Origin of the sequence: Paraflavitalea pollutisoli (assembly GCF_029360705.1) — a bacterium.
Lineage (GTDB): Bacteria > Bacteroidota > Bacteroidia > Chitinophagales > Chitinophagaceae > Paraflavitalea > Paraflavitalea pollutisoli.
The window spans coordinates 270,807-295,734 of record NZ_JARKMX010000001.1 but is presented as its reverse complement, the minus strand read 5'-3'; the positions used below and the strand labels follow the sequence as shown (position 1 = coordinate 295,734).

19 protein-coding genes and 1 riboswitch are annotated in these 24,928 nt (G+C 49.7%); of the genes, 6 read left to right on the top strand and 13 right to left on the bottom strand.

Annotated features, from left to right (window positions below):
- The first annotated feature begins 7 nt into the window (after positions 1-7).
- Positions 8-298, top strand: coding sequence for a hypothetical protein (locus P2W70_RS01250; protein WP_276479600.1), 291 nt, complete (start codon positions 8-10; stop codon positions 296-298).
- A gap of 9 nt (positions 299-307) precedes the next feature.
- Here P2W70_RS01250 and P2W70_RS01245 read toward each other — a convergent pair whose 3' ends face one another.
- Positions 308-1,000, bottom strand: coding sequence for a response regulator transcription factor (locus P2W70_RS01245; RefSeq protein WP_276479599.1), 693 nt, complete (start codon positions 998-1,000; stop codon positions 308-310).
- Complete coding sequence (locus P2W70_RS01240) at positions 997-2,469, bottom strand: sensor histidine kinase (protein ID WP_276479598.1); 1,473 nt, start codon at positions 2,467-2,469, stop codon at positions 997-999. The genes P2W70_RS01245 and P2W70_RS01240 overlap by 4 nt, the downstream gene beginning before the upstream one ends.
- Positions 2,470-2,599: 130 nt before the next feature.
- Here P2W70_RS01240 and P2W70_RS01235 point away from each other — a divergent pair, with 130 nt between their 5' ends.
- On the top strand, positions 2,600-3,418 hold the full coding sequence (locus P2W70_RS01235) for a GLPGLI family protein (protein WP_276479597.1): 819 nt from the start codon (positions 2,600-2,602) through the stop codon (positions 3,416-3,418).
- An 88-nt stretch (positions 3,419-3,506) separates the two neighbouring features.
- On the opposite strand, the gene P2W70_RS01230 is transcribed toward P2W70_RS01235, so the two are convergent.
- The 8 genes from P2W70_RS01230 to P2W70_RS01195 form a co-directional block, all read right to left on the bottom strand.
- Positions 3,507-3,743, bottom strand: a complete 237-nt coding sequence (locus P2W70_RS01230; protein ID WP_276479596.1) for a Trm112 family protein — start codon at positions 3,741-3,743, stop codon at positions 3,507-3,509.
- A gap of 2 nt (positions 3,744-3,745) precedes the next feature.
- Complete coding sequence (locus P2W70_RS01225) at positions 3,746-4,396, bottom strand: thiamine phosphate synthase (protein WP_276479595.1); 651 nt, start codon at positions 4,394-4,396, stop codon at positions 3,746-3,748.
- The gene (locus P2W70_RS01220) at positions 4,393-5,457 is read right to left on the bottom strand and encodes an AIR synthase-related protein (protein WP_276479594.1); all 1,065 of its coding nucleotides are present in this window, start codon (positions 5,455-5,457) and stop codon (positions 4,393-4,395) included. The genes P2W70_RS01225 and P2W70_RS01220 overlap by 4 nt, the downstream gene beginning before the upstream one ends.
- Positions 5,454-6,158, bottom strand: a complete 705-nt coding sequence (locus tag P2W70_RS01215; RefSeq protein WP_276479593.1) for a class I SAM-dependent methyltransferase — start codon at positions 6,156-6,158, stop codon at positions 5,454-5,456. The genes P2W70_RS01220 and P2W70_RS01215 overlap by 4 nt, the downstream gene beginning before the upstream one ends.
- Before the next feature lie 74 nt (positions 6,159-6,232).
- Positions 6,233-6,324: riboswitch (TPP riboswitch) on the bottom strand.
- A 110-nt stretch (positions 6,325-6,434) separates the two neighbouring features.
- A complete protein-coding gene (locus P2W70_RS01210; RefSeq protein ID WP_276479592.1) occupies positions 6,435-9,254 on the bottom strand; it encodes an outer membrane beta-barrel family protein in 2,820 nt (939 codons plus the stop codon).
- Between the two features lie 119 nt (positions 9,255-9,373).
- Complete coding sequence (locus P2W70_RS01205; RefSeq protein WP_276479591.1) at positions 9,374-9,937, bottom strand: hypothetical protein; 564 nt, start codon at positions 9,935-9,937, stop codon at positions 9,374-9,376.
- Between the two features lie 526 nt (positions 9,938-10,463).
- On the bottom strand, positions 10,464-13,442 hold the full coding sequence (locus P2W70_RS01200) for an outer membrane beta-barrel protein (protein WP_276479590.1): 2,979 nt from the start codon (positions 13,440-13,442) through the stop codon (positions 10,464-10,466).
- Between the two features lie 348 nt (positions 13,443-13,790).
- Complete coding sequence (locus tag P2W70_RS01195) at positions 13,791-17,576, bottom strand: DEAD/DEAH box helicase (RefSeq protein ID WP_276479589.1); 3,786 nt, start codon at positions 17,574-17,576, stop codon at positions 13,791-13,793.
- Positions 17,577-17,932: 356 nt separating this feature from the next.
- Here P2W70_RS01195 and P2W70_RS01190 point away from each other — a divergent pair, with 356 nt between their 5' ends.
- The 3 genes from P2W70_RS01190 (at position 17,933) to P2W70_RS01180 (ending at position 20,390) form a co-directional block, all read left to right on the top strand.
- The gene (locus tag P2W70_RS01190; RefSeq protein ID WP_276479588.1) at positions 17,933-19,594 is read left to right on the top strand and encodes a M20/M25/M40 family metallo-hydrolase; all 1,662 of its coding nucleotides are present in this window, start codon (positions 17,933-17,935) and stop codon (positions 19,592-19,594) included.
- A gap of 47 nt (positions 19,595-19,641) precedes the next feature.
- Positions 19,642-20,076, top strand: coding sequence for an IPExxxVDY family protein (locus P2W70_RS01185; protein WP_276479587.1), 435 nt, complete (start codon positions 19,642-19,644; stop codon positions 20,074-20,076).
- 80 nt (positions 20,077-20,156) lie between these two features.
- The gene (locus P2W70_RS01180) at positions 20,157-20,390 is read left to right on the top strand and encodes a 4a-hydroxytetrahydrobiopterin dehydratase (RefSeq protein ID WP_338119778.1); all 234 of its coding nucleotides are present in this window, start codon (positions 20,157-20,159) and stop codon (positions 20,388-20,390) included.
- A gap of 12 nt (positions 20,391-20,402) precedes the next feature.
- Here the strand turns inward: P2W70_RS01180 and P2W70_RS01175 are convergent, their stop codons facing one another.
- Positions 20,403-21,107 carry a hypothetical protein gene (locus P2W70_RS01175; protein ID WP_276479585.1) on the bottom strand — a complete coding sequence of 235 codons (705 nt, stop codon included), beginning with the start codon at positions 21,105-21,107 and terminating at the stop codon, positions 20,403-20,405.
- Between the two features lie 156 nt (positions 21,108-21,263).
- Between P2W70_RS01175 and P2W70_RS01170 the strand changes: the two genes are divergently transcribed.
- Positions 21,264-21,959 carry a hypothetical protein gene (locus tag P2W70_RS01170; RefSeq protein ID WP_276479584.1) on the top strand — a complete coding sequence of 232 codons (696 nt, stop codon included), beginning with the start codon at positions 21,264-21,266 and terminating at the stop codon, positions 21,957-21,959.
- 214 nt (positions 21,960-22,173) lie between these two features.
- On the opposite strand, the gene rho is transcribed toward P2W70_RS01170, so the two are convergent.
- Complete coding sequence (gene rho / locus P2W70_RS01165) at positions 22,174-23,844, bottom strand: transcription termination factor Rho (protein WP_276479583.1); 1,671 nt, start codon at positions 23,842-23,844, stop codon at positions 22,174-22,176.
- 333 nt (positions 23,845-24,177) lie between these two features.
- Positions 24,178-24,918 carry a 2-phosphosulfolactate phosphatase gene (locus P2W70_RS01160; protein WP_276479582.1) on the bottom strand — a complete coding sequence of 247 codons (741 nt, stop codon included), beginning with the start codon at positions 24,916-24,918 and terminating at the stop codon, positions 24,178-24,180.
- Positions 24,919-24,928: the final 10 nt, after the last annotated feature.

Sequence of the window (24,928 nt, the reverse complement as noted above, 5' to 3'; positions counted from 1 at the left end):
ACAGCCGATGAACAGCAACACTGCCAGACCTTCTCTGATCTTATGTATCTTATTGGATCTCATTGGGTATGCCAGTTATGCGTTGCCGATTCTCGGAGAATTCGGCGATATTATCTGGGCTCCTATCTCCGGCCTTATTTTCTACCGCATGTTTGGTGGATGGAGAGGCGCTTTTGGAGGCTTGTTCAACTTCATAGAGGAAATATTGCCCGGCCTCGATTTCATTCCCAGTTTTACGATCATGTGGGTATGGCAACGGCGCGCTGCCTTCAGCAAGACTTCTGTAGCCAGGCCTTAACGCAGTTCATTACGCAATGATGAAGCGATAGCCAATCCCTTTAATGGTGATGATGGCGAGGCTATCGTCGTCTTTCAGGTAACCGCGCAATTTGGTGATGTACACATCCAGATTACGTGAGTTGAAGAAGGAGTCGTTGCCCCATAGCAAGGTGAGTATGTCTTTTCTATCTATGATCTTATCCCGGTTCTCGTACAGCAATTTGAGCAATTCGCTTTCCCGGAATGATAGTTTTTTTTCTTCCCGGCCGGCCATCAAAGTTTGGCGGGTGAGGTGAAACTGAAACTTCCCCAGCTTCACTTCATCCGGATTGCCTGATATAGGCCGGTCATTGCGGCGGTAACGCATGGCATTGTCGATACGCACGATCAACTCCTCCATACTGAACGGCTTTCTGATATAGTCATTAGCGCCGGTAGAAAACCCTTTGACAAGGTCATCGGTCTGCGTCTTGGCAGTCAGGAATATGATCGGCACTTTCTGATCTACTTCCCGGATCTCGCCTGCCAGGGTAAAACCATCTTTGTTGGGCAACATCACATCCAGCACACAAACCTCCGGGTTGATTCGTTTAAACGTCTGCAGCACATCTGCTCCGTCGCTTTCCATCACCACTTCAAATCCGCGGCTTTCGAGACTTTCCTTGACGATCTTTCCGAGAAACATTTCATCTTCTACGTAGAGTATTTTGGTCTTGCTCATGCGAGTTTGGGCAATTTGGTGGTGAAGCGGGTTCCGATACCGGGCTGACTTTCCACATTGATCAGGCCATTGTGCCGATCCATGATGTAAGCCACATAGCTAAGGCCCAGGCCATATCCTTTTACATTGTGCGTATCGCCAGTCGGTACGCGGAAAAACTTATCGAATATCTTACGCTGGTACTCTGCCGAGATACCGATACCATTATCAGTGACACTCATTTCCACGTACTGCTGTTGTGATACCAGGTCGATCTGTATCGTAGGGTTTGCTTTGCTGTATTTGAGTGCGTTATCCAGCAGGTTAAAGATCACGCTGGTAATGTGCATGCGGTCGCCGCGGATAACAAAATCGCTCCCCTGCATTTCCAGGCTTACCTTGGCCCTGTACTTCTCAAACTGGAGCCTCATAGAGGCGACCACTTCGTCGACCAGTTCTTTGAGATCGAAAGGCTCTTCACTCAACTCGATCTGCTGTTTCTCAAACATGGATAGTTTCAGCACTTTATCCACCAGCAAGGACAGCCTTTGCAATTCATTGGCAGAGATATCCAGGTATTCGGCGGTTCGTTGCGGATCGTGCAGCGCATTAAAGTTTTTGAGCGCCTCGATCGCTACGCTAACCGTGGCAATAGGCGTCTTCAGTTCATGGGTAATATTGCTGATGAAATCATTCTTTAGCCTGGTGAGCTTGTGTTGCCGTCGAAGGCTGCGATACATCAGTACAAATGAAAATATGGTGAGCGTGATCAGCAACAAGGAAACCAGTAGCTGCGGGGTGAGTTTGTTGATCAGATAAGGTACCGTGTTCTCCAATTGCAAAATCAACGTATAGGGGTTCGAAAAACCCATAGTGATCCGGTTGTCGTTGATGACCTCATCCGGTCCGCTGCTGACACCATTCTCCCGTAAAATGACAAATGGAATCGAGAGCTTTTCCGATTGCAGCATCTTACCATACCGCAGCGTCGCTTCTTTCACGGTGATAGAATCCTGAAGAGAATCAACACCCTGCAGAAATTGAAGAATATGATCTCCGGGTTGCCTTCTGGCAGTAATAGCCCCTACTGCTCCAGGTGGCGGTTCGATCCGGATCGAATTGATATGCCCCTTTAGCGAATCCAGGTTATTGGACCGAAAAGTCTTATTAAGTGTATAAACTATTGATGCGATACGTGGCTTCCGCTGCCGTACAGAGTCTCTGTAAGAGAATGTTTCAAAAGTGGCATTTGCATCGCGGCGACGGTCGGTGACCCGGAACTTCATGTTGGTATCCAACTTCAATTTCTCTATCTGGTACTGCTGGATCGTTTCCCTGAAAAGCAAGTTGGTACGAAGCTCGAGGTTTTGGACTTCGTCGCGGTAGTTATTGCGCAGCCAATATCCCTGAAAAATGACAATGGCCAGGATGGCCAGTACCATGAGCACAAGCGAAAAAGAAGCTGATATTTTGGAGCGGATAGCCGACATGTGTTACAAATGTAAGTTTTTGCCAATTTCAGAGATGGCAGCTTTAACCTTAATTAACATTAAACCAAGGTGTATTAACCTGCCTTGCGGATGCCCCCCTGTAGCTTTGAATTCAAAATCAAGCAACGATATGAAAAAGATATGGATAGGATGTTTCGCCCTATTGGGTGCAATGAATTCCCAGGCACAGCAAACCGAAGGCAAGATACTATACGAAAGAACCGTAGAGATGACCATCCGGTTTCAGGGCGGCGATGAACGACTGCAGCAGGCAATTCCGCGTACCAGAACGGATAAAGTGGAGATCTTGTTTACCAATGGGAAGTCTTTACGCCGGCAGTTACCGCCTGATGAATCGGACGAGCAGGCTTTTCAAAATGCAGTGGGTGGTGACGGCAGGCAATTACAGGTGCGGGTGATGGCAGCTGGTCAGGATGACGTAACCTATACCGACCATAACAACAGTACTGTTGTGGAGCAGCGGGAACTGGGCACCAAGAATTTCCTGATTGCCGACAGCATCTCCAAACTCAATTGGAAGCTGACCGGTGAAACGCGTAAGATACTGGGTTACACATGCCAGCAAGCTATCGCCCAACGCATCGCTACCAGGTTTACGATGAGTATGTCGAACGGAGAAGCCACCCGCCAGGAAGTGCAGGATACCGCGAATATCACAGCTTGGTTTACCACGGCGGTTCCGGTATCCGTGAGCCCCGATTTTGCCGGTCAGTTGCCCGGCCTGGTATTGGCCATCGATATCAACAACGGGCGTACCGTTTACAAAGCGCTCGAAGTATCTCCTAAAATAGATGTAGCCCTGGTCAAAGAGCCTTCGAAAGGAAAGAAGGTTACCCGCAAGGAGTTTGACGAAGAGAGGAACAAACTGATGAAAGAGATGCAATTGAATGCGCCCAACACAAGGGGCACCATTCGCTTCTCGAACTAGATCGCTACCAGTTAGTCTCATTTCTCATGCCAATAGAAACAGGAGCCCGCTTTGCGCAGGTTCCTGTTGTCTTTTAACGGCACTCCGATCAGTTGGTCAGTTCTTTGGGCCAGTGCCGGGTGATATTGTTTTCGAGTGTGGGCTGGCGGTACTCATCGGGCGCCAGAATGGGCAACCCGTAAATGATCGGATACTGCCGATTACAGTGGGCGCAATGCAGCATACCTTCAATAATATTTCCTGTTGTGTCGCGGGTATAAATGTTCAGCGACAGATCGCCCTTATCCATCGGGCAAGCCAGTTTATCGAGCAATGATGGTTGCATGATTATCGTTGTTTTAATTGCTGTACTAGAGTTTGTTTATAGGCAGCCGAAGCCTTGGCTGGATCTGCTGCACGCATGATGCCACTGATCACGGCGATGCCATTCATAGGTGTGGCCACCAGTCCCGGTAGATTGTCGAGCGTAATACCACCTGCCAGGAAAATAGGCAGGGCAGTAATACGGCGTGCCGCCTGTACCGTTTCAATGGTCACCAACTCACAGGTGCCTGCCGAAGTGGAAGGGAACATGGAGCAAAAGGAAATGTAATCCAGTTGGTTGCTTTCGGCCCAGGTTACTTTCTCCAGATCATTACCACAGGTAATACCGATCAGTAGGTCACGACCAACCAATGCCCTGATGGAGGCAAGATCAGCAGGCGGCTCGTCGAAGTGCACACCATCCAATTGGGTATCCTGCGCCAATGACCAATCTTCATTGATCAATACCGGAAGATCGTGTTGGTGCGCCAGGGCGCATATTTTCGATACCAATGAGCGCTTATCCTGCCCATGCAGCCAATGATCCCAGATCTGCACGATATCTACGCCACCCTCCATGGCGGACCGCAGGGCCGGCAGCAAATAGTCTTCGCCCGTAGCCGGATCGACGACCAGGTACAGTCCACCGTTGATCTTTCTTCTTTTGTTACTCATGTCCATCCGTTGTTGAGTGCGTTACAATAGGCTGCCCAGTAGGGGTCGGCACCAGGATACTTCCATAGCTCTGGTCCGCTGCCATGTCGGGTGAGGTTGACCGATTTGCTACTGGTAAAAGACCCGATGGCTGTTGCCCGGATACCTTTCCCGCTCAGCGAATGGATCAGGTTTTCCGCTTCATCCGGGGCAACTGACATGATCATCGCACCTGCCCCAACGATGTACAAAGGATCTAAGTCAAATAACCGGGCAATAGTTTGCTGTGCCACCCCCACGGGAATCCTGTCGGCATCGACGGTTGCACCGAGGCCAGCAGCTTGCGCCATCTCGTAGATAGCCCCCAGCACACCTCCTTCGGTTACATCGTGCATGGCCGAAACACCACGGTCACAGGTATTAAAAGCCGCAGCCGCCAGTCCTGCTTCCAGCGAACTGGTTTTATAAAACATGTCACAGGCATGCAGGTAATTTTCCTGGCCACATTGGTCTTGTACTATGTTGGGAAAGCTCATGGCGAGTATGGCCGTTGAAAGCATCGCCGCTTCCTGGGTAAGCACAATGGTGTCGCCTGGTTGGGCATAGCTGCTCAACAACATCGTACCTGCCGGCGCTATGGCCACCATGGTACCGCCGCCTGCCAGTGTAGAATGTTGCCCAACAGCCAGGCCGGTATGTCCACCTGTGATCGCCACGCCGATGCCGGCACAATACTGGTGAATATGCTGCCAGTAAGTTTCGAATTGCTGCATGGTCGTATGCTCGGGAAGGTTTAATACCAACTGGGCATACATGGGAGCAACGCCCGTAGTGGCCATATCATTCGCCATCAGGTGTACCGACAACCAGGCCGACTCCTGCAAACCAAGTGTGGGGATCAGCGATAGCGGGTCGCTGGTAAGCGCCATATCCAGCCCATTGGGCAGCTGAATGATGGATACATCTACGCCATATGCAGGACCTGCCACCACTTCGTTTCGCGGCGTACCACATTGCGGGTAGATGGTACGCTGAAAACTGGCGTCAACGATCTTACCGCCACTGGAAAAGAGGGCTGTCATACGTCATTGAATTGAACGTGCAGGCCAAAGAAATCTCCATACGGAACACCCCATTGTTGTACAGGAAACCAGGCAGGCAATCCAGTACAGGTCCACTCAATCGAATAGTCCCTGCCTTGCAAAGCCTCGCGGATCACTGCGCTCAAAGCAGCGGGTGTATAAAAAGTAGCTGTGATGTAGAATGGATTCTTCCCAAACAGTTGTTGCACCCTTCGTCTGACGACTTTGGTAGAGTTGCGGTTCATCATGCCGAATACGATACCGTACTTCCCTACCCGGGCTGCCTCACGGATTACTTTTACCGGATCGCGGTAATACTCGAAGGTGGTGATGAAAGCAAGCGCATCGAATGTGTGGTCTTTGAATGGCATGTGGTGTGAGTCGGCCAGCACGAGGTTTCCATCAAACAGGTGAACACCTTGCCCCAACATGAAAGGAGAGATATCGCCGCCGGTTGCCTCGATGCCGATCTGGTGCCACCATCGTGTGAAGCGGGTAGTGCCGCAACCAAACTCCAATAAGGTTTTTACGCGGTTGTCTTTTTTGATGAGGCCACCGATGACTTTCTTCTGCCATATTTCGGCCCTTTTATAGCGGCCTTCATACCATTGTTCATAAGTGTCGGTATGCTCGCGGTTGAAGAACCATTCCTTACGCCCCTGCCAGTTGGTAAGGTCGGTAGTAAAGTGTTGTATATCCATATCGCCGTATTTTGTTAAAACAAAAGCCACATTACCTGTGCAGGAAATGTGGCTTACTATATTAATAAAATATACGACGAGCCTGTTGCATTTCCTCCGCTGGTATTAACCAGATCAGGTTCCCGGGTATCATCTCAGCCTTGTTCAGGCACCCCGATGCATGTGTAGTCAAAAGTATTATTGTTTGCCCAACCGGCAAAACTTATATACTAAAAAGCACCAGGCCCGCGATGGCGGGCCTGGCTGGATGGTGTAAGGGTTGTTTTCTGGCTATACTTAACGGGTAATACGAATGCCATTACCACCTGCCCCTCCTGCAGGGCCAAGGCCCATCTTGCTGAGGCTATAAGTAAAGGACAGCAGGAAATACCTGCGCAAGGTAGTGATGCGGCTATCCTCTATGTAATTCTGATTGCTGCTCCGGCTTACGTTGACGTTTTCATTCAGGATATCGAAGGCCGACAACTTCAGCTCACCGCGATTGAACCGCAGAAACTGCTTGCTGATGGAGGCATTCCACAACGGCACACGCAGGTTGAATCCATTGGCCAGCCGGTTGTTGACAGTATAGGAGAATTCTGTGTTGAAGTAGAAGCTTTTGGGCAATTGCCAGTTGACCTCACTGCCATAGTTCTGTGAAAAATAAGTGGTGTTGAGGCTGGATTGCAGGGAATAGGAACTGCGGTTATAGTTGATGCCTGCATTCAGCGACACATCAAATTTAGTACTGGGGTTCATGTCTACCCGGATGGAGGGGCCGGCTGTTGCGGTATTGATTGTATTACCCACCCCGTTGATGAATTGCTTGCCCCGGTCATAACCAAAATTAGAAGATACATTCACCGAGCCTTTCAGGAAACGTACTGGTAATCCCACACTAATACTGCCATTCACATTGTACACACCGTCGACGTTGACTGGCCTTGTTCGCTTCACCCCCTGGGCATTGATGGTATCGTAGTTGACGATCTTATTGTTGGTTTGCCGTAGGTTGACGAAGGCAAAAAGGTTCCTGTTTTTGAACGGGTTTACCGACATAAAATTAATACTGGCCATTTGTGTATACTCCTGTTTCAAAGAAGCATTACCATCCCGGATATTGAGGGGATTGCTGATATCCGGTACCGGTGACAATTGGGTCATCGTGGGCTGGTTGGTGCTGGTGTTGTAATTGATCTGCAGGTTCTTGAACTTGGTGAAGTTGTACTGGAACCGTGCGCTGGGTAGCACATTGTTAAAGGTTTGGTTGATGAGGCTGTCTTTGGTGCCCGCAATGATACTTCCTTCCAGGTCTGCCTTTTGCCAGTTGCCACCTATTGCAAAATTCCATTTCTTAAACTGACTGCGCCAGCGGATACCTGCATTGGTGAAGCCATAGGTATTCTCGTAATGATTGGACAGGTCTTCATTGATGGCATCATGTTTTCCGCTGAGCTTGTTATAATCCCAGGTCGTCTTCTCGGAGGTGCTTTTGCTCTGGCTATTGCTGACACTGAACTCGAGCAAGGTATTCTTCATAATGGGCTCTGTATAAACCGCCCGTATATTATAACTACGCAGGTCGTTGCTGGATGCGTTGTGCTGGTTGATGGAATCGGTCCTCAAAGCAGTACCATCGGGGTTGAAGAATTTATTGACCGACAACTGCTCTCCGTCTCCATCGCTGGCATTTAAATTGGTCTGCAAGCTGAGTGATAAGGTGCGGCCCCGGGTGCGGAAGCGTTTCCGAAACAGGATATCGTTGCGGAAATTATAGCCATTGCTATTAGACAAACTGTTGTTGAATCCTTCATTGGCCAGCACACCGTTCTGGTTGCGGGTAGCATACCGGCTGGCTACGTTGTTCTCAGACGATTGGTAGCCCAGCGAAGGCGAGATCTTAATGGAATGGAAAGAATCAAGCCGGATGTCTGCGCCGAGGTTAACCCGGTGACTGTTGTTGGTATTGTTGGTAACGCTATTGGCCAGGCGGGTTAACGTGGAGCCATCTGGCAGGAAGTTTTGTTGCTGGGTTTCTTTTTCGATCATCGGGCTATACCTGTTGTAGAAATAGTTGCTCGTGAAGTCTGTATTGTTGCCGATGATATTGTTGTAGTTGAGGCCACCTCCCCAGATGGTGCGAATACTGTTGTTGTTATTGAGACCAGAAAATCCGGCCATGGCAGCCTCGCTGCCCGAAAGGGTGATGACCCCGCCATTCTGCCGTGCATTGTTTAATGCCCCGGAGAAACTTAGCATGTCACTGAATGAAAAGCCTTCCGCATTGGTATTGTTGCCCAACCCGATCACCGACAGTTGCCGCGCGCCTTTAAAGGAGTTGACGTTGAAACGGCCCTCATAGCGGTCTGCGGTACCTCCGCCCACAGATGCTTTCCCGAAAAGGCCTTTCTTCTTGTCTTTTTTAAGTTTGAGGTTGATGGTCTTTTCGCTATTGCCGTCATCGAAGCCAGTGAGCTGGGCAGCGTCGCTGGTTTTATCGTAGACCTGCACCTTATCTACGGCATCGGATGGCAGGTTTTTGGTGGCGATCTTGGGGTCTGCGCCAAAGAACTCTTTGCCATCAACCAGTACCCGCTTTACTTCCTGCCCCTGTGCTTTTACGGTTCCATCCTTTTCTACCTGGATGCCCGGCATCTTCTTCAGCAGTTGTTCTACATTGGCGTTAGGTGGGGTTTTAAAGGAGCCGGCATTGTATTGGACCGTATCGCCGATAAGTGTTACAGGCGGTGCTTCGGCAGTGACCACCACCTCGTCGAGCATTTGCGAGGCGTCACGCATGACCACGTTTCCCAGGTCATTGTTCTTATGGGCATCCGCTATCGAAAAGTATTTATTGCTGCCGTGGTAATTAACATGGGTGATCAGCAGCCGGTAGTCCCCATTGGCCAGACCGGATACTTCAAACCGGCCCTTGCTATCGGACATGGTGAATGAAATCAGGGCCGAATCCTTTTTCTGCAGGATGGTGATGGTAGCGGAGACCACCGGTTGTTTGGCCACAGTATCGTAAAGCACACCCTTTACCGATCCGTTCTTTTGCCCCATCGCAGCCAAACAGCCAAGACAGGTTATTATAAGCAGGTAGACGTTTTTCATGCCGGTTCTTTTTTCGAAGATTTAGTGCTACGAAATTATTAGTACCGGCATGGAAAGCAGGTTAACCAGCCTTGCTTTAATGTTAATGAAGGTTAATAAATAATGCGCGGGGTTACCAGTCAGGGCTGTTGCATGGCTACATCATATTGTTTCTCCTGGTCATACACAGCCAGTATGATCTTCCACTCGGTGGTGTATTGCAGCGTCAGCTCTACTTTGAGGGTCAGCACCGCTTCGGGGGCCGAAAGTAATTCGAACCGCACTGCATGGAGTTTCTTACCAGCTTCGGGCACCTGGTATTTTCCGTTCAGAATGAAAGGCTTTTCGCCCTCTATCTTGATGATGGTATTGGAGATCTGGTTGAACAGGTCCTGGAAAGTAGTCCTGGCTCTTTCAAAGCTATCTGATCGTGCCAGCTCGCAGCTCCACGCAAATTGTTCTTTGGGGGAGGTGCTGTATTGAGTAATAACGGGATTGGCGGCACCCGCAATGACGACACGTGAGTGGTAATCGACAGTCCGGGTATGCTCGGCCAGGCGATCACCTTTTATGTTCCTGAACCGGTTGGGATAATCTTCAATGACCTTTTGGAGTGCGGTGGTGGTTTTTGTGCTAAAAACGCCCTGCGCTTGACCGGAAACGCTGCAGGCAGCTAACCACAGGAGCAGGAATATCTTTTTCATGGAACGGATTTATTAACGAAAAGTACACATTCCGTCGGTCAGATGGAATAGGAAATCTACTTTTTTGCGGGGTACACAATAAAACAATTAAAGCGTCGTTGAATGTGGGTTAATCCTAAACTTTTGTTCCTAAATCCACTATTCCATGCAGAAAAATACCATGTATTATGACACCCGCCGGGCCAGGATCCATAAAGATATCTACCGCCCGTCTTCCAACATTGTCCGGATCGTCAGAAGCTTTTTAGCCGTTCTGATGGTTGGCAGGTCTCCCATATCTTCTCCCATTACTAAATACCGTTTACACCAACACTAACCAATTCAGTGCATGACAACCACCAGGCGTGCTTACTGCGGCGCATTGCCAGGTTCATATAGTTCAGCACTTACCTCTGAAACCACAATCAGTATGTGCTGGCCCCCTGTGTAAACGGGGGGCTTTTGTTTTTATCCTGGCCGGGGCATCCTATAAAACAGCAAAGCCTCCCGAAGGAGGCCTGCTACTATGTGAAGGGGGAAATTCCTTTTAGTTACGCATTCTGAACTGACGGGGCATTTCTCCACCAGGTCCGCCCTGGCCACGTTGCTGTTGCTGACCGGCCCTGTTGAGGTTGTACGTAAATGTCAGCATGAAGTAGCGCTTCAACACCAGCGAACGGGTATCCTTGATGTTCAAACCGTCTACTGTGCGGTTGATGCTCTGGTTCTGGTTGAGCAGGTCATTCACGGACAACTTGATCTCTCCGTTTTTATTCTTCAGCACCTGCATGGCAATACTGGTATTCCACAGCGGAATATTCTGATCGAATCCGCCACCGCGGCCTGTGTTGATGATATAGTCAAAGTCGGACGAGTAGACAATTCTCTTCAGGAAGGTATAGCTGAGGTCGAGACCATAGTTCTGTGTGTAGTAGGTCTGCGCAGCTGCTCCGCTGTAGTTACCGGAATAGGTAATATTGTTGTAGGTAAAGCTACCATTCACACCTACATTCAGGCCTTTGTAATCGATGTTCACACTGGCGGTCTGTGTTACTACAAAGCTGTTGGTGAAGTAGGTTTGGCCCGACTGGATACCTGCGTTGCGGTTGTACGAGGCATTGTTGTTGAAGTTCAGGTTACTTCCTTTCAGTACACCTTTCAGCGGCAGCCCCAGGGTGATGAAAGACGATGCATTGAACGACCCGTTCAGGTTCACAGGAACGATGTATTGTGCACCTGGTGTGTTGTTGAATTTCTTGAACCTTTCGGGAACTGTATCTACGTTGTTAACAATCTTATTGCTGGTGTTGCTGAAGTTCAGGTTGGCCGAAAACAGCTTGAAAGTAGAGATGTTGAACGAGCTATAGTTTACGTTCACGTTGTTGGAATACTCTTGCTTCAGGAACGGGTTACCATTGGTAACGGAGAATTGGCTCGAGAAATCAGGAGCATCCTGCAATTGGTTGATGCTGGGCTGGTTGGTGCGTCCCTGATAAGAAATACGCAGGTTCTTGGTACGCGTAAAGGTGAAGTTCAAGCGCGCAATGGGCTGGAAATTCAAAAAGCTCTGCTGCACCGTTGTATCTCTCGCCGTGAGCGGGCGAATGGTATGGTTAGTGATGTCGGAGTATTCGACTGCACCACCAATCTGGAAATTATACTTGGTCGTTTGTATCCGGAAATTGGCGCCGCCACGGTGCTTGATGTTATCGCTTTCGAAATAGTTGGTCTGTGCCAGGTTGAGGATAGTGTATCCTTTGCTGCCCAGGCTATCGTAGTTGTAGGCTACCCGGTCAGATGTGCTATGACTATTGGTATAGGCATAGTTCAACTCCAGGATCTTGTTGTGCCCAATGGGTTCGGTGTACGAGGTGCTCACTACCGTATTCATCGACTTGGTCTTGGCCGTGCTGATGAAGTCCTGGAGTGAATCCTGGATGATATTACCGGCAAAATCGTACGAGCGTATGGGTGACCAGGTCTGACCATTGGTGGTATTATTATTAATACTGTTGTTTAGGCCCAGGGTAAAGGTTCTTCCGGGCTTAACGAATTTCCGGCGGTACAACAGGTTGTTGTTGATATTATACCCCTCCCGTTCATTGCTGCTCACGGTATTGATGGTATTCGCGCGGTAGTTGCCACCGTTGGCAGGTGAATACCGATAGATGGTATCGATCTGTTCATTGAACGTTTGTGACCGTTGGATAGTAGCCGTGGGGGTATACAGGATCGAGTTCATGGAATCGATCGCTGCTTCCAAACGCAGACTAAAACGGTGGTTTTGGTTTTTGGTATCTGTAGCTGCCAGTTCGGTTTGCACGGAGGCAGAGTCGGGCACAACCTTACCACCAAGACTTTTGCTGAGATCCGTTTGTTGACGGATCGTTTGTTCAGCATGGTTGTTGGTATTGGAATAGAAATAACTTCCGGTAACGTCTATCTTGGGGGACCATTTATCGGTGTAGTTGATACCTCCCGACAAGGTTTTGGTGATACCACCGGTAGCGCCACTGGACAACAGGCCAAAGCCCATCCCACCGCGACCGCCGCCGCCACCACCGCCACGGAAGCCACCACCGCCGCCGCCACCGAAGCCGCCGAAACCTCCGCCACCAAATCCACCACCGCCAAATCCACCGCCGCCGCCGCCAGAGATGTCGTTGAAGCTGAAGCTTTGTTTATTGATGTTGTTGGCCTGGCCGAGGATCGAAATACGGCGATCGCCATTAAAACGGCTGAAGTTGAAACTTCCATCGTAGCGGAAGTCTTTGTTTTCTTCACTATAGCCACCACCCATAACGGCGCGGCCGAAATATCCTTTTCGTTTATCTTTCTTCAACCGAATGTTGATAGTTTTTGCACGGCTACCATCATCGATACGGGTAAACCTGGCCTGATCACTCATGTCGTCAAATACTTGGATCGACTCGATCATATCGGCCGTGATATTCTTGGTAGCCAATTTGGGGTCGGAGCCAAAAAACTCTTTACCATCGACGTACACCTTTTGAACATCTTCGCCCTGGGCTTTTACATTACCATCTTTATCCACCTGCATACCAGGCACTTTTTTCAGTACGTCTTCCGCGGTGGAGTTGGGCTTGGTCTTGAAGGCACTGGCTTTGAACTCTACCGTATCCTTCTTGACCTGGATCGGTGGGGCCTCCACGATCACTTCATCTAGCAGGGTCGACTTTTTATCCATGTATAGGGTAGCAAGATCGAGGATCGGTGCGTCTGTCTTGATGGTGATACGCCGGGAAATGGGTTGGTATCCCTGGTAGCTAACGGTTAACCGGAAAGAACCGGTATCAATATTATTCAGTTGGAATTCGCCTTTGGCGTTGGAAATAACAAAGGCGACTATCGAAGAGTCTTTGATATCCAATATGGTAACAGTAGCGTCGGACAGTATTTCCTTAAAGGTGGAATCGGCGAGCTTACCTTTCACAACACCCTTCTGTGCCAGGGCGGCGCTTCCCAATCCAATCAATAAAATCAAGAGGGTCAATATCTTGCTCATGCAGGTTGTATATAAAATGTTCGAATGATAAAAAGTTAGACGCCGGGGTTGTGGGAAACTTGTGTGGTACTTTAATCAGAAATTAACGAGAACATGCCCAAAACTACCTGAGTATCGACGGCCGGGACATTTGTACCGGCGAACGGGCACAAACTTTTTTTGCTCCCACCGAGTGATGGAAGGAGTGGCAGATCTGGCCTCCTGCTTAGGAGGATAACCATTCACAGTGCCAGGCAGTTGAACAGTCGACGATAAACAGAGACGTGTTGACCATTATGAACAACAGTAGCTAACACAAAAACGGCGCGGCTCTGGGGCCACGCCATGCAAATGAAATATTGTCTATGCTTAGCTGAACAGGTATTCGACATCTTCCCGCGTAAGGCTTTTGACAAAACCTTCATCGTCGGTGATCAGGTCTTTGGCTAGCAGGCGCTTCCTGTCCTGCAGCTGCAGGATCTTATCTTCAATGGTGTCTTTACAGATCATTCGATACGCAAAGATATTTTTCGTCTGGCCGATACGGTGCGTACGGTCGATGGCCTGTTGTTCCACAGCGGGGTTCCACCAGGGATCTACTATATAGACATAATCGGCCGCCGTGAGGTTAAGACCCACACCACCCGCTTTGAGCGAAATTAGGAATACGCGGCACTCTTTATCGTTCTGGAATCGCTGGATGGCTTTTTCCCGGTCGACTGCCGATGTACTTCCATCGAAGTATTCATACTCTACCCCCAACTCCTTCAGTTTTTCCCGTATCAGTCCCAGCATGCCGAGGAACTGTGAGAATACCAGGGCTTTGTGATCGCTGATGTTTTCGGTGATCTCCCGGCCTATTTCTTCCAGCTTGATGGAATGGTTGGGGAATTTCTCCGTTTCATTGAGGATTGCCGGCGAATCACAGATCTGGCGAAGTTTCATCAAGCCTTGCAGGATGGTCAGCTGTGAACGCTGTATGCCCTGCGACTCGATGGTGCCAAGGATCTTATCGCGGAAATCGTTGCGGTAAGCATCATATATATTACGTTGCTCGTCGTCCATTTCACAGTACAGGATGGTCTCTGTTTTTTCGGGCAGGTCTTTGGCCACCTGTTCTTTGGTACGGCGCAGTATGAAGGGGAACAATAGTTTACGCAAGTGATCTTTACGGTCTGCTTCACCAAACTTGTCGATCGGAATCGCAAACTCCTGCCGGAAGAACTCGATACTACCCAGCATACCCGGGTTGAGGAAGTTCATCTGTGCGAAGATGTCGAAGGTGTTGTTTTGCAGGGGCGTACCACTGAGGCAAATGCGGTTCTTCGCATTCAACAAGCAAGCCGCCCGGGTTACCTTACTGGCGGGGTTTTTAATCGCCTGCGACTCATCGAGGATTACATAGTCGAAGGGAATATCTACCAGCAGTTTAATATCGCTGCGCAATGTGCCGTAGGTCGTGATCATGATCTCGGCATGGGTAAACTGCTCTTTATTGCGTGTACGCTCTCCCCCATGGTGAATATAGCTGGTCAGGTTGGGGGTAAATTTATTGATCTCATTCTGCCAGTTGAACATCAGCGTAGTGGGACATACTACCAGGGCCCTCAACTTTCCATAATGGGCGCGGAAATAGTGCATGTACGACAATGCCTGGAGGGTTTTACCAAGACCCATGTCATCGGCCAGGATACCGCCCCATCCAATGTCGCGCAGGTAGTTGAGCCAGTGAAAGCCATGTTCCTGATAAGGGCGTAAGATCGGTGCCAGGTGTTCCGGCACGGGAATCTCTTTGATCTTATTGAAGGTTCTTAGCTGGTCGTATTTCTCTTCGAGCTTCAACACGAGTTCTTCTTCACTGCGCCCATCGTACAATTCATCGATCACACTCATATGGTACTTCGAGAGGCGGAGCTGGTTTTGCTTGCCCTCGCCTACCCTGAACAGCAATGAATATTTCTTGATCCACTCTTCGGGCAGGATACCCAGTGTACCATCATTGAGTTGTACAAACTGTTGGCGGTTGGCCAGGGCTTTTTTCACATCGGCCACCGTTACCTTTTGTTCACCAAAAACGATATCCACCCGGGCATCGAACCAATCGGTATTGCTGCTGATGTGGATCTTGGTTTGTGGCTTGGCGGTATTGAAGCGGAAATTCTTCAGGGCGTCGAAACCAAAGACAGGCACTTTCATGTCTTTCATCGCATCAACAAACAGGAAGAACCAGTTGTTCTTGAGCACATCGCTGCCTTTCAACGCCAGCTGCTGTCCGCCTTCGGGGCGGATAAAATTGGAGTGCAGCGCCTCCAGTTTCTGGATAAACTGCTGTTCCTTTTCTTTATCGCGGTGTACGATCAGCACCTTATCGCCATCGGGGATAATGAGCTCGTCTTTACCACCGGGCTTGGTCTCGAAGCCTTTATAGGAAAAATAGGGTTGAAAAACGAGGTAGTCTCCTTTCTCCTGGAGGATGATACGCTTTTCCGGATCGCCTTCTTTGATCTCGCTGATAAGAGTGCCATCGAACTCTACATGATGTTCTTTGGTCAGCGGCAGTACAAATTCACGCAGCTGTTCGGCCCATTTAGATTTGGAAACGGTGATCTTTCCTTTTCCATGAAAGCGATTTACCAGGTTCACTTCTTCCGGACTGTTCCAGAGGAAAAGGTTATCCTGATAGAAGAACAGGAGGCTGCTGTTGAGCATGTTCTCCGTCACGGGTACCTGCTGGCCATTTAGCTTTACCCAGCACTCGATATCATAGCTGCTTTTCCCCGCCACCACCTTGAACCAGGGCGAGATGGGATCGGTTACCACACCTACCGTACGCAGGTTATCGGTCTTGAAGGGTTTCTTATCGTCGAGGAAGTAAACAAAGGGGCTGGCCGCTATGTCTACAAACAGCTTTTTTAGTTTGGGATGCAGGTATTCAACCATGAGGGCCTTTGTCTCATCCGGCAGTTCGTCTTCTTCATGGTGAATGATGTTTTCCCAGATACCACTGAAGGGGGAGTTGCGGTTCAGGTACTTCGTGATCTCACCTTCCTGCATTTTGCGCAGCGGAGCGATCAGGTGTTTATCATTGTCGTTGTAGACGTCGAGGTTGATGAACTTCGACAGGTCGAGCTTTTCTACTTTCCCCACATAGGCGCTGACTTCCTCATTCGACTCGCCGGTTACGGCATCGATGGCAAAGCCGGGATAACCTTTCTGGTTGAGGTTGAAAACGATACCCAGCCGCTGGGCAGGTGTCTCGGGTTTTTCGGTAGGTACACCAATTCCGTTGGTACTGTCTTCCTGTTGGGGTTCTGCTTCGGCCACGGGTAGCGGCTTGGAAACCGGGCGGGCATTGGCCGCCTGTACGATCCGCTTGATGCTGGTATCCAGTACACGCAGAAAAGGTTTTCCGTCCTTATAGGTAAATTCAAATTTGCCTTCGAGGTTATCGCTCAGGCTGTAGCCATAGGCTTCCAGCAGCTTGTTCTTTTCTTTATCCCAGTTGCGGATGCTGTCGAAATAAAAGGGGCCGTGGTTGTTGAGCAGTTGGAGAAATACGATCACCTTGGGCAGGCCTAGTGGATGGAGGCGGTCTTCGTAATCGCAACTGGTATCGAAGTTGCGCTCCTCGTTCTTGCGGATGACCACTTTCCAGTCTTTTCCTTCCAGGTTGACGGTGGCTTTGACGACTTCGTCTTTCGCATATTCGATATCTGCACGCTGTGTACGCAGGTGCATTTCTGCGGCGGTATAGCTTTCCGGCGAGCACAGCAACCGCAGGGTCTTGAGGTCGATGGTCTTCATTTTCACCACGGTATGCCGTTGATCGTAGTCGGCGTCCTCTGCCTTCAGCATGTTCTTGTCCAGCATTTCCTGGAGCTGGATGAGGGCAGCGGCCTCGTGCCGGCAGATATCGCCCAGGTTGTAGGGGCAGGCGCATCGAACGGAGAGGGTACGTGGATCTTTGAACTTGGTAATGTTGACTTTATAATAGGTCGAGTAACTATCGTCCTTTACACGGAACACAACTGAATCTGTGAGCTCATCATAATCAACCAACTCGACGTACCCGATGGCATGTATCTTTTTGCCGCGACGGATCACTTCATCTGTTCCATTGGTGTAGACGTACTTTATGAGATGGGGTAGTGCCATGCTATGCGTTAAAATTTACGGTTGCCCGGGTCAAAAACGGTAATTGGCGTCAAGGGGCCGGAATTTCGTCCTAATCCAGGTTTTGCCCTATCCGTTGGGGAAAGGGCAATCTGCAAAAGTAAAGGAAAAAAAACGAGCTTAAAAAGAGGAAAATCAATTATTAATAGCAAAATAAGGTTTTTAATGCCTGTAGGAACGAGACATTCTGCGGCTGCCTGCCAATCAAGGATATAGACAGGCTCCCTGGTTGACCGGAAACGGGAATTTCTTCATAAAATTCTCCGAACATTTATTGGTATGGCCTTTGTCGGATATACCTTTGTCCTCGCTCTATTCTGCCGATAAAATTGTTTAGTATGTCGAAGACCCGAACCTTGCGTTTGTCTCTAGTCTTTTTCCTGTTTTCTACCCCATTACTGGCCCAAAAACTCAAGAAAGCCGATAAGGCCGGGATCGATGCATTGCGGGCACATATTGGCTACCTGGCCGACGACAAGCTGGAAGGCCGCCGGGCGGGCTCTGCAAGTGAGCAACTGGCCAGGGAATACATCAGCAAACAGTTTGAACAAGCGGGTCTTCAACCCAAAGGGAACGCCAATGGCTGGTACCAGGCTTTCGACATCAACGATGGTAAACAGCTGGGTAGCAGCACCTTCTTCTTCATCAACAACCATGAATTGAAGGTCAACGAGGAGTTCTTCCCCCTGGCTGGCAGCCCCAATGGCAGTCTGGAAGAAGCGGTATCCATCGCCCTGCCCGAGCAAGGCGTACCCTGGTTCTTCGACCTGAGGGAACTGCTCGAATCCAATAAGGACAATCCTCATTTTGACCTGATCCCGGAAATCCGCACCAGGGCGGAGAAAGTGGCCGCCAAAGGCGCCAGTGCTCTGATCATCTACAATACCTCATCGATTGTTGACGGGCTGAAATATGACGGTAAAGACCGCTCAGAAGCCACCAAAATACCGATCATCTATGTATCGGAGAAGGCGCGTAAATCCTACCTGAAGGACGAGTCGGCCACCTATGATATCAAGCTAAGGGTTACCATTGCCGATAAAAAAAGGACCGGCCACAACGTGGTTGGCTTTATCGACAACGGCGCGCCGACGACCATCGTATTGGGCGCCCACTACGATCACCTCGGGTATGGCGAAGACAACAACTCCATGTTGCGTACCGGCGAAAAGCTGATCCACAATGGTGCCGATGACAATGCCAGTGGCACGGCTGCCCTTATCGAGCTGGCCAAATTGCTGAAGGTTTCCAAAAACAAGGGCAATAATTACCTGTTCCTGGCCTTCTCGGCCGAAGAACTGGGTCTGAATGGTTCCAAATATTACACGGAACACCCCACGGTCGACCTGGGCCAGGTGAGTTTTATGATCAATATGGACATGGTTGGCAGACTCAACGATTCGAGCAAAACGGTGACCGTGGGCGGCTATGGTACATCGCCTTTCTGGGGAACCACCTTCACTAAATTGACGGGCAAAAAGCAGCCCCTGACATTGAAATACGATAGCAGCGGCACCGGTCCCAGCGATCACACCTCTTTTTACCGCAAAGACATTCCCGTGCTCTTTTTCTTCACGGGGCTTCATACCGACTACCATCGCCCTTCCGACGATGCCGACAAGATCAATTATGCCGGCGAGTGGCAGATCATCAAGCTGATCGATGAGATCGTCGCAGCTGCCAATGCGCAGGGTAAACTGGCCTTTACCAAGACCCGGGAAGTACAAACGAACACATCCACCCGTTTTAGCGTTACCATGGGTATTATGCCCGATTATACCTTTACCGGTGCCGGCGTACGTGTGGATGGGGTCAGCGATAACCGTCCTGCTCAAAAAGCCGGTATCAAGATCGGGGATGTGATCCTGCAACTGGGCGATTTCTCTACCTCCTCCATGGAAGGTTATATGCAGGCCCTTTCCAAGTTCAAAAAAGGCGATAAGGCCCGGGTGAAATACAAACGCGGCGAGGAAAGTCTCGAGACCGAGGTCGTATTCTAATACCTGGTCAGGCACCGGGATATCATCCAGTTAACCTCTGTATACGCATGAAGCTGAAGCTCGACCTGGACGAAATGACGGACGACTTTTTCGACAATACCCGGTTGATGGGTATTGTGGCGCCCGTTAAGAACTACCAGTTCTGCTGGCAGCTGAACCAGCTTTTGCGGTTTGACTTTCGCCTCAACAACGACATCGAGATCCAGCTGTTCAAGAAACAGCGGCATTATTATTTCTCCATCTTCGAGTACCGCGAACCCAACAGCTCCCTGGTACACTATTTATACAACAATCAATTCGACGGAGAATATCTTCTGCCCGAATTCAGGCACCTCGACTTTTTGTGGCTATTGAAAGGCGACCTGGTGGCAGATGAATTCCTGCAAAACCTGATGCTGGCCATCAAGGGCATCGGTCCGGTGCAACTGGTGACTGAGTTAACCAACGAGAAGATCAGGAATAAAGGGCACCTGATCTTTTAGGCGGACGGTAGCGTCGGGAGCTGATGGAAGCCACGCCCGGTTGGGCTTTCCTATTCGTGAACACTTTCAACGAAATCTATATGTGGAAAGAAGAAAACAACAAGCTGTACCGCAAATTCCAGTTCAAGGATTTTTCGGAGGCATTTGCCTTTATGACCCGCGTGGCGCTGGAAGCGGAGAAAATGAACCACCACCCTTTGTGGACCAATGTTTACAATACCGTTGAGTTTTGGCTCTCGACCCATGATGCGGGCGATACGGTGACCGACAAGGATCGTAAGCTGGCGGACAAGATCGACAAACTGGCCGCCTAAGGCCGCTCTCCGTTACTGCGCAGGCAATATCTCAAATAGCTCCACATACCACCCCAGCAGGATATGCCAGAGCAAATAGTGGCCCATCCTTACACATAGGGTGGCCAGGAAGCCGTATTTGCGGAGCAGCCAGGCCTGGATAAAATTGAAGGCAAACCCAGACAGGAAACAATAGGCCACAAACCAGGCAGGCCCCTGCGGCCATTGATCCAGGGGTTCCCAGACCGCTGTAAGCAATGCAACCACCACAAATAGCGTTTCAACATAGCGCCGGGCAATTTTTTGGATGAGGACCATGGCAAGTGTCAGCGGAATGAGCCTGTACCAGACCTCCGAGAAGATAGCGCCTGTGGTATAATGTAATACCGAGTACGGGAATGGCTGGAACCAGGGGGGCAGGCTGTTGTAAGGCCCGGGATTTCGTATGCCTTTGACCAGGATGATATCGGGGATGGCGAAGGCCATTCCGATCAGGAGTGGGTATAGGTAACGTTGACGATTGGAAATGTTGCGTTGCAACAGGCCTGGAAAACCTGCCTGTTCCTGGAAAGCGATGGCGGGTAGACCTAGTGTGATCACCAGCAGCAGTTCCCAGGAGAAGGCCCCATAGCCACTCATCACGGCAATCATCTGTGTGCACACGGCGAAGACGAGGAGTGCAGCGTAAAGGATCAGCGATCGTTCTCTGTCAATGTGCCTATAGGTTATTCTGGCCATATCGTTGCAGCAGCATTTTGGTCAGCAAAGAACGTGTTTGGTCAATCGGGAACGTATCGCATGATCATGTGATTTTTGAGCGGTCTTAACGGCGCGTTAAAGGAGCATCCCTGGCCAGTGGTTTGTAGTATCTTGAAACCAGTCAATATATCGACCATGCGTATATTCCGATTTAGTGTATTCATTGCCTTGCTGTTTATCATTGCCTGTAAGGACGAACCGAAACAGGAGCCAGAAGCCCCGGAAGACTCAACCGATTCGCTGGTGGTAGAGTCAGTCGACACGGTGTTGTCTGCCGATGCGATCCAGACTTTCAGCACTTCGGGTATAGCTGACTATGCCAGGAAAAAATCGCCCTCGTTCGACTGGGCGAGGTTCCGCATGGTGAGCACTTACGAGGAAGATTCGCTGCTGGCAAGCGCCTTTACGCCGGAGAAAGACTTTTACAAGAACTATGGTCCTTTCCTGAAATACTCGCCGGACAGTTCCCATTTTATCGACCTGGATAGCTACAACATCGATATCACCCGTGATGCACAAGGGCGGCTTACCGGTGCAGAGATTGGCCCTGATACTGAGATCGGCCTGGTGGACCTGACTGGCAAAACCCGGTCGCGGTTGCTCTTTATGGGGCCTGGTGGTAATGTGGAAGATGGCTTATGGCTCGATAACAGTACCGTGGTGCTGATGGGTACACAGGAGAATCAACAAGGTGAAAGAGTACCCACCATCTGGCGATACCATATCCCCACGAAGACCTTCTTTGTTTATGAACTGCCCGATCCTTCGATGGCAGGTTCCCTGGCCGATTACTGGAAAACGGAACGGCTGAAAGGGGTAGCGATCAAATAGGGAAGCAAGGCATCGAGGCCAGGAAATGGCACCGAGGCAATCCCGCCATTCGTCGGGACAGGCTCCGGCGAAAGGCAGAGGACTCATATTCCAGTTTCCTGCGCCCTGGAGGTATCGAAGCAACAATCTACGGCTACTATAACTAAGAAGGCCCTGCAGTCATCGCTGATTACAGGGCCTTTTTATATTGACTTCTACAGGAGAAGTGTATAATCTATCCGTTCATGCTGGCCAGGAACTCCTGGTTGTCTTTGGTTCCTCTCATGCGGCGCAGCAGTTCGTGCATGGCTTCTTCCGTGTTCATATCTGTGAGATATACACGGAGCAGGTTCATGCGCTGCAGTACTTCTCTTTCGAGGAGCAGGTCATCGCGACGTGTGGAGGAGGCAACGAGATCGATGGCGGGGAAGATCCTTCTGTTGGCCAGGCGACGATCCAGTTGCAATTCCATGTTACCGGTACCCTTGAACTCTTCGAAGATCACTTCATCCATCTTCGAACCAGTGTCGATCAGGGCCGTTGCGAGGATGGTGAGTGAACCACCGTTCTCGATCTTACGGGCTGCACCGAAGAACTGCTTGGGCTTTTGCATCGCGTTGGCTTCCACACCACCCGACAGTACTTTACCAGATGCAGGTGCCACGGTATTGTGTGCTCGGGCAAGACGGGTAATGGAATCGAGCAGGATCACTACATCGTGACCGCATTCAACCAGTCGCTTGGCCTTTTGCAGGGCGATGGTAGATACCTTCACGTGCTTTTCGGCTGGTTCGTCGAAGGTAGAGGCAATTACCTCTGCTCTTACACTACGTTCCATGTCGGTAACTTCCTCAGGGCGCTCATCTACGAGTACCACCATCAGGTAACACTCGGGGTGGTTAGCCGCAATGGCGTTGGCCACTTCTTTCAGCAATACCGTTTTACCGGTTTTGGGCTGTGCAACGATCAGGCCACGCTGTCCCTTACCGATAGGTGTGAACAGGTCCATGATACGTGTGCTATAAGCGTTGGGGGCAGTGAAAATGTTGAGCTTTTCAAAGGGGAAAAGCGGTGTGAGATAATCAAACGGAACACGGTCACGAACATCTTCGGGGGCCTTTCCATTGATATGCTCTACTTTCAGCAGGGCGAAGTACTTTTCACCTTCCTTGGGAGGGCGAACGGCACCGTAAACGGTATCACCGGTCTTGAGACCAAACAGCTTGATCTGCGAAGGGGATACATAGATATCATCGGGTGAAGAGAGATAGTTGTAATCGGAGGAACGGAGGAACCCGTATCCGTCCGGCATCATTTCCAGTACACCTTCACCGAGGATAACGCCGTCGAACTCAATGTTGAAGGCTGCTTCGCGGTGACGGGGATATGATTTATGTTGTTGATCCTGATGACCGCCATTTGTCTGTACTTCTTCTACATGTTGTTCGCCTTCCTGTTCTACACCGTTCTGCGTTTGTTGTGTAGGCTGTGTCATTTCTTCATCGTCATCATCTTCTTCGTCTTGTACAACCGGGGGAAGGTCGAGCACTTGTTGCTCATCGTCGCTTTTCTTGCGGGCGACTTTCTTTGCCACGATTACTTTTTCGGCGGCTTTCTTCTTAGGAGCTTCTTTCTTGATCTCTTTTGGCTTCTTCTCTTCGCCAGTGCTCATGACGTCTGCTTCTTCAGTTGCATTGGCGGTAGTAGCTTTTACGATGCGTTTGCGTTTGCCTTTATCTTCTGTGGCGGAACCTTTCTCATCGCTAGCCAGGACGGCTTGTTTATCGAGGATTTTGTAGATGAGACCCTGCTTGTCGAGCTTTTTTGGATTGGGGATTTTAAGCTGCTCAGCTATATCAAGCAGTTCGGGAACGAGCATGTCGTTCAGTTGGAGAATATCATACATAACAAAACTTGAAAGTTTAACACTTGATTAGAGGACCAATCTTTGTGTGTGTTGAAAAAAAATCTTTTGAAATGAGTTTATATTGTGTCGGAATGCACAAAAACTGATGAGTAGCAGAGATCGGGTATGACTTATCAGTCCTATTCCGCCACAATAATACATCAATTTTATAAAAAGCAAAAATTTTTGCCCTTTGGGATAAGGGTTTCCTGTTATGAACGGTAAAAAGGGTATAACCAACGTTCAATTTGACTAAAAGCCTGATCTGTGCTGCAATATATGCCAATTCATGGTACCCCCGGAAGGAATATTTTACCCCCCGCCAACGGTCATTTACCGCGGTGTATGTACCACCAGCTTGCCATCTTCATAAAAGGGCAATACATTGGCTACATCCGGTGTCAAGCAATACCGGATATCCTTTTCAAGCCCAAAGCCCGTAAGCCGATTGAAGTGTGAAGCATTCTTTTCCTGCATGAAACCATAGAGGTCTTTGCTTGCTGCAACATACATGGTTTCTGCCATTTGCGATGAGTCGCAATTGATGGTGAAATGCTCTTTGATACGATTGATCACCGCTCCAGCGAATAAGGTATCCTCGATGTTTACACGGTCTTTCCAGGCTGCGCAGCCCAATACCACCGGCATGTTCTGTGCAACCAGGTACTCGCAAACTGCTGACAGATTGGGAAATGAACCGGTAACGATCTGTCCCGCTCCCCTATCCAATGCCATATGTAACAATTTCGTGCCATTGGTGGTGGTCAGCACGAGGGTCTTGTTGCGAATAAAGGTTTCGGGATATTCGAAAGGAGAGTTACCATACTGAAGCCCTTCTGCAACCTGCCCATCGCGCTCACCGGCGGTGATGGAGTCGATGCTTTTGCCGAGCTCTATACACCTGGCCACACTGTCTACCGGAATAACACATTTAGCCCCATTGTACAGGGCAGTAGCGATGGTAGACGTAGCCCGAAGCACGTCGATGATCACTACAATGGTATTGTTAAGATCATACAGGTGTAATAAGGCCGGAGACAGGGTAGTGTACAGTGCTGGTTTATTGGTGCTCATGAAGGGATTA

Bases quoted from the DNA above. Each gene is read 5' to 3' on its own strand.
- P2W70_RS01250 (WP_276479600.1), top strand. From the start codon at position 8: ATGAACAGCAACACTGCCAGACCTTCTCTGATCTTATGTATCTTATTG.
- P2W70_RS01245 (WP_276479599.1), bottom strand. From the start codon at position 1,000: ATGAGCAAGACCAAAATACTCTACGTAGAAGATGAAATGTTTCTCGGA.
- P2W70_RS01240 (WP_276479598.1), bottom strand. From the start codon at position 2,469: ATGTCGGCTATCCGCTCCAAAATATCAGCTTCTTTTTCGCTTGTGCTC.
- P2W70_RS01235 (WP_276479597.1), top strand. From the start codon at position 2,600: ATGAAAAAGATATGGATAGGATGTTTCGCCCTATTGGGTGCAATGAAT.
- P2W70_RS01230 (WP_276479596.1), bottom strand. From the start codon at position 3,743: ATGCAACCATCATTGCTCGATAAACTGGCTTGCCCGATGGATAAGGGC.
- P2W70_RS01225 (WP_276479595.1), bottom strand. From the start codon at position 4,396: ATGAGTAACAAAAGAAGAAAGATCAACGGTGGACTGTACCTGGTCGTC.
- P2W70_RS01220 (WP_276479594.1), bottom strand. From the start codon at position 5,457: ATGACAGCCCTCTTTTCCAGTGGCGGTAAGATCGTTGACGCCAGTTTT.
- P2W70_RS01215 (WP_276479593.1), bottom strand. From the start codon at position 6,158: ATGGATATACAACACTTTACTACCGACCTTACCAACTGGCAGGGGCGT.
- P2W70_RS01210 (WP_276479592.1), bottom strand. From the start codon at position 9,254: ATGAAAAACGTCTACCTGCTTATAATAACCTGTCTTGGCTGTTTGGCT.
- P2W70_RS01205 (WP_276479591.1), bottom strand. From the start codon at position 9,937: ATGAAAAAGATATTCCTGCTCCTGTGGTTAGCTGCCTGCAGCGTTTCC.
- P2W70_RS01200 (WP_276479590.1), bottom strand. From the start codon at position 13,442: ATGAGCAAGATATTGACCCTCTTGATTTTATTGATTGGATTGGGAAGC.
- P2W70_RS01195 (WP_276479589.1), bottom strand. From the start codon at position 17,576: ATGGCACTACCCCATCTCATAAAGTACGTCTACACCAATGGAACAGAT.
- P2W70_RS01190 (WP_276479588.1), top strand. From the start codon at position 17,933: ATGTCGAAGACCCGAACCTTGCGTTTGTCTCTAGTCTTTTTCCTGTTT.
- P2W70_RS01185 (WP_276479587.1), top strand. From the start codon at position 19,642: ATGAAGCTGAAGCTCGACCTGGACGAAATGACGGACGACTTTTTCGAC.
- P2W70_RS01180 (WP_338119778.1), top strand. From the start codon at position 20,157: ATGTGGAAAGAAGAAAACAACAAGCTGTACCGCAAATTCCAGTTCAAG.
- P2W70_RS01175 (WP_276479585.1), bottom strand. From the start codon at position 21,107: ATGGCCAGAATAACCTATAGGCACATTGACAGAGAACGATCGCTGATC.
- P2W70_RS01170 (WP_276479584.1), top strand. From the start codon at position 21,264: ATGCGTATATTCCGATTTAGTGTATTCATTGCCTTGCTGTTTATCATT.
- rho (WP_276479583.1), bottom strand. From the start codon at position 23,844: ATGTATGATATTCTCCAACTGAACGACATGCTCGTTCCCGAACTGCTT.
- P2W70_RS01160 (WP_276479582.1), bottom strand. From the start codon at position 24,918: ATGAGCACCAATAAACCAGCACTGTACACTACCCTGTCTCCGGCCTTA.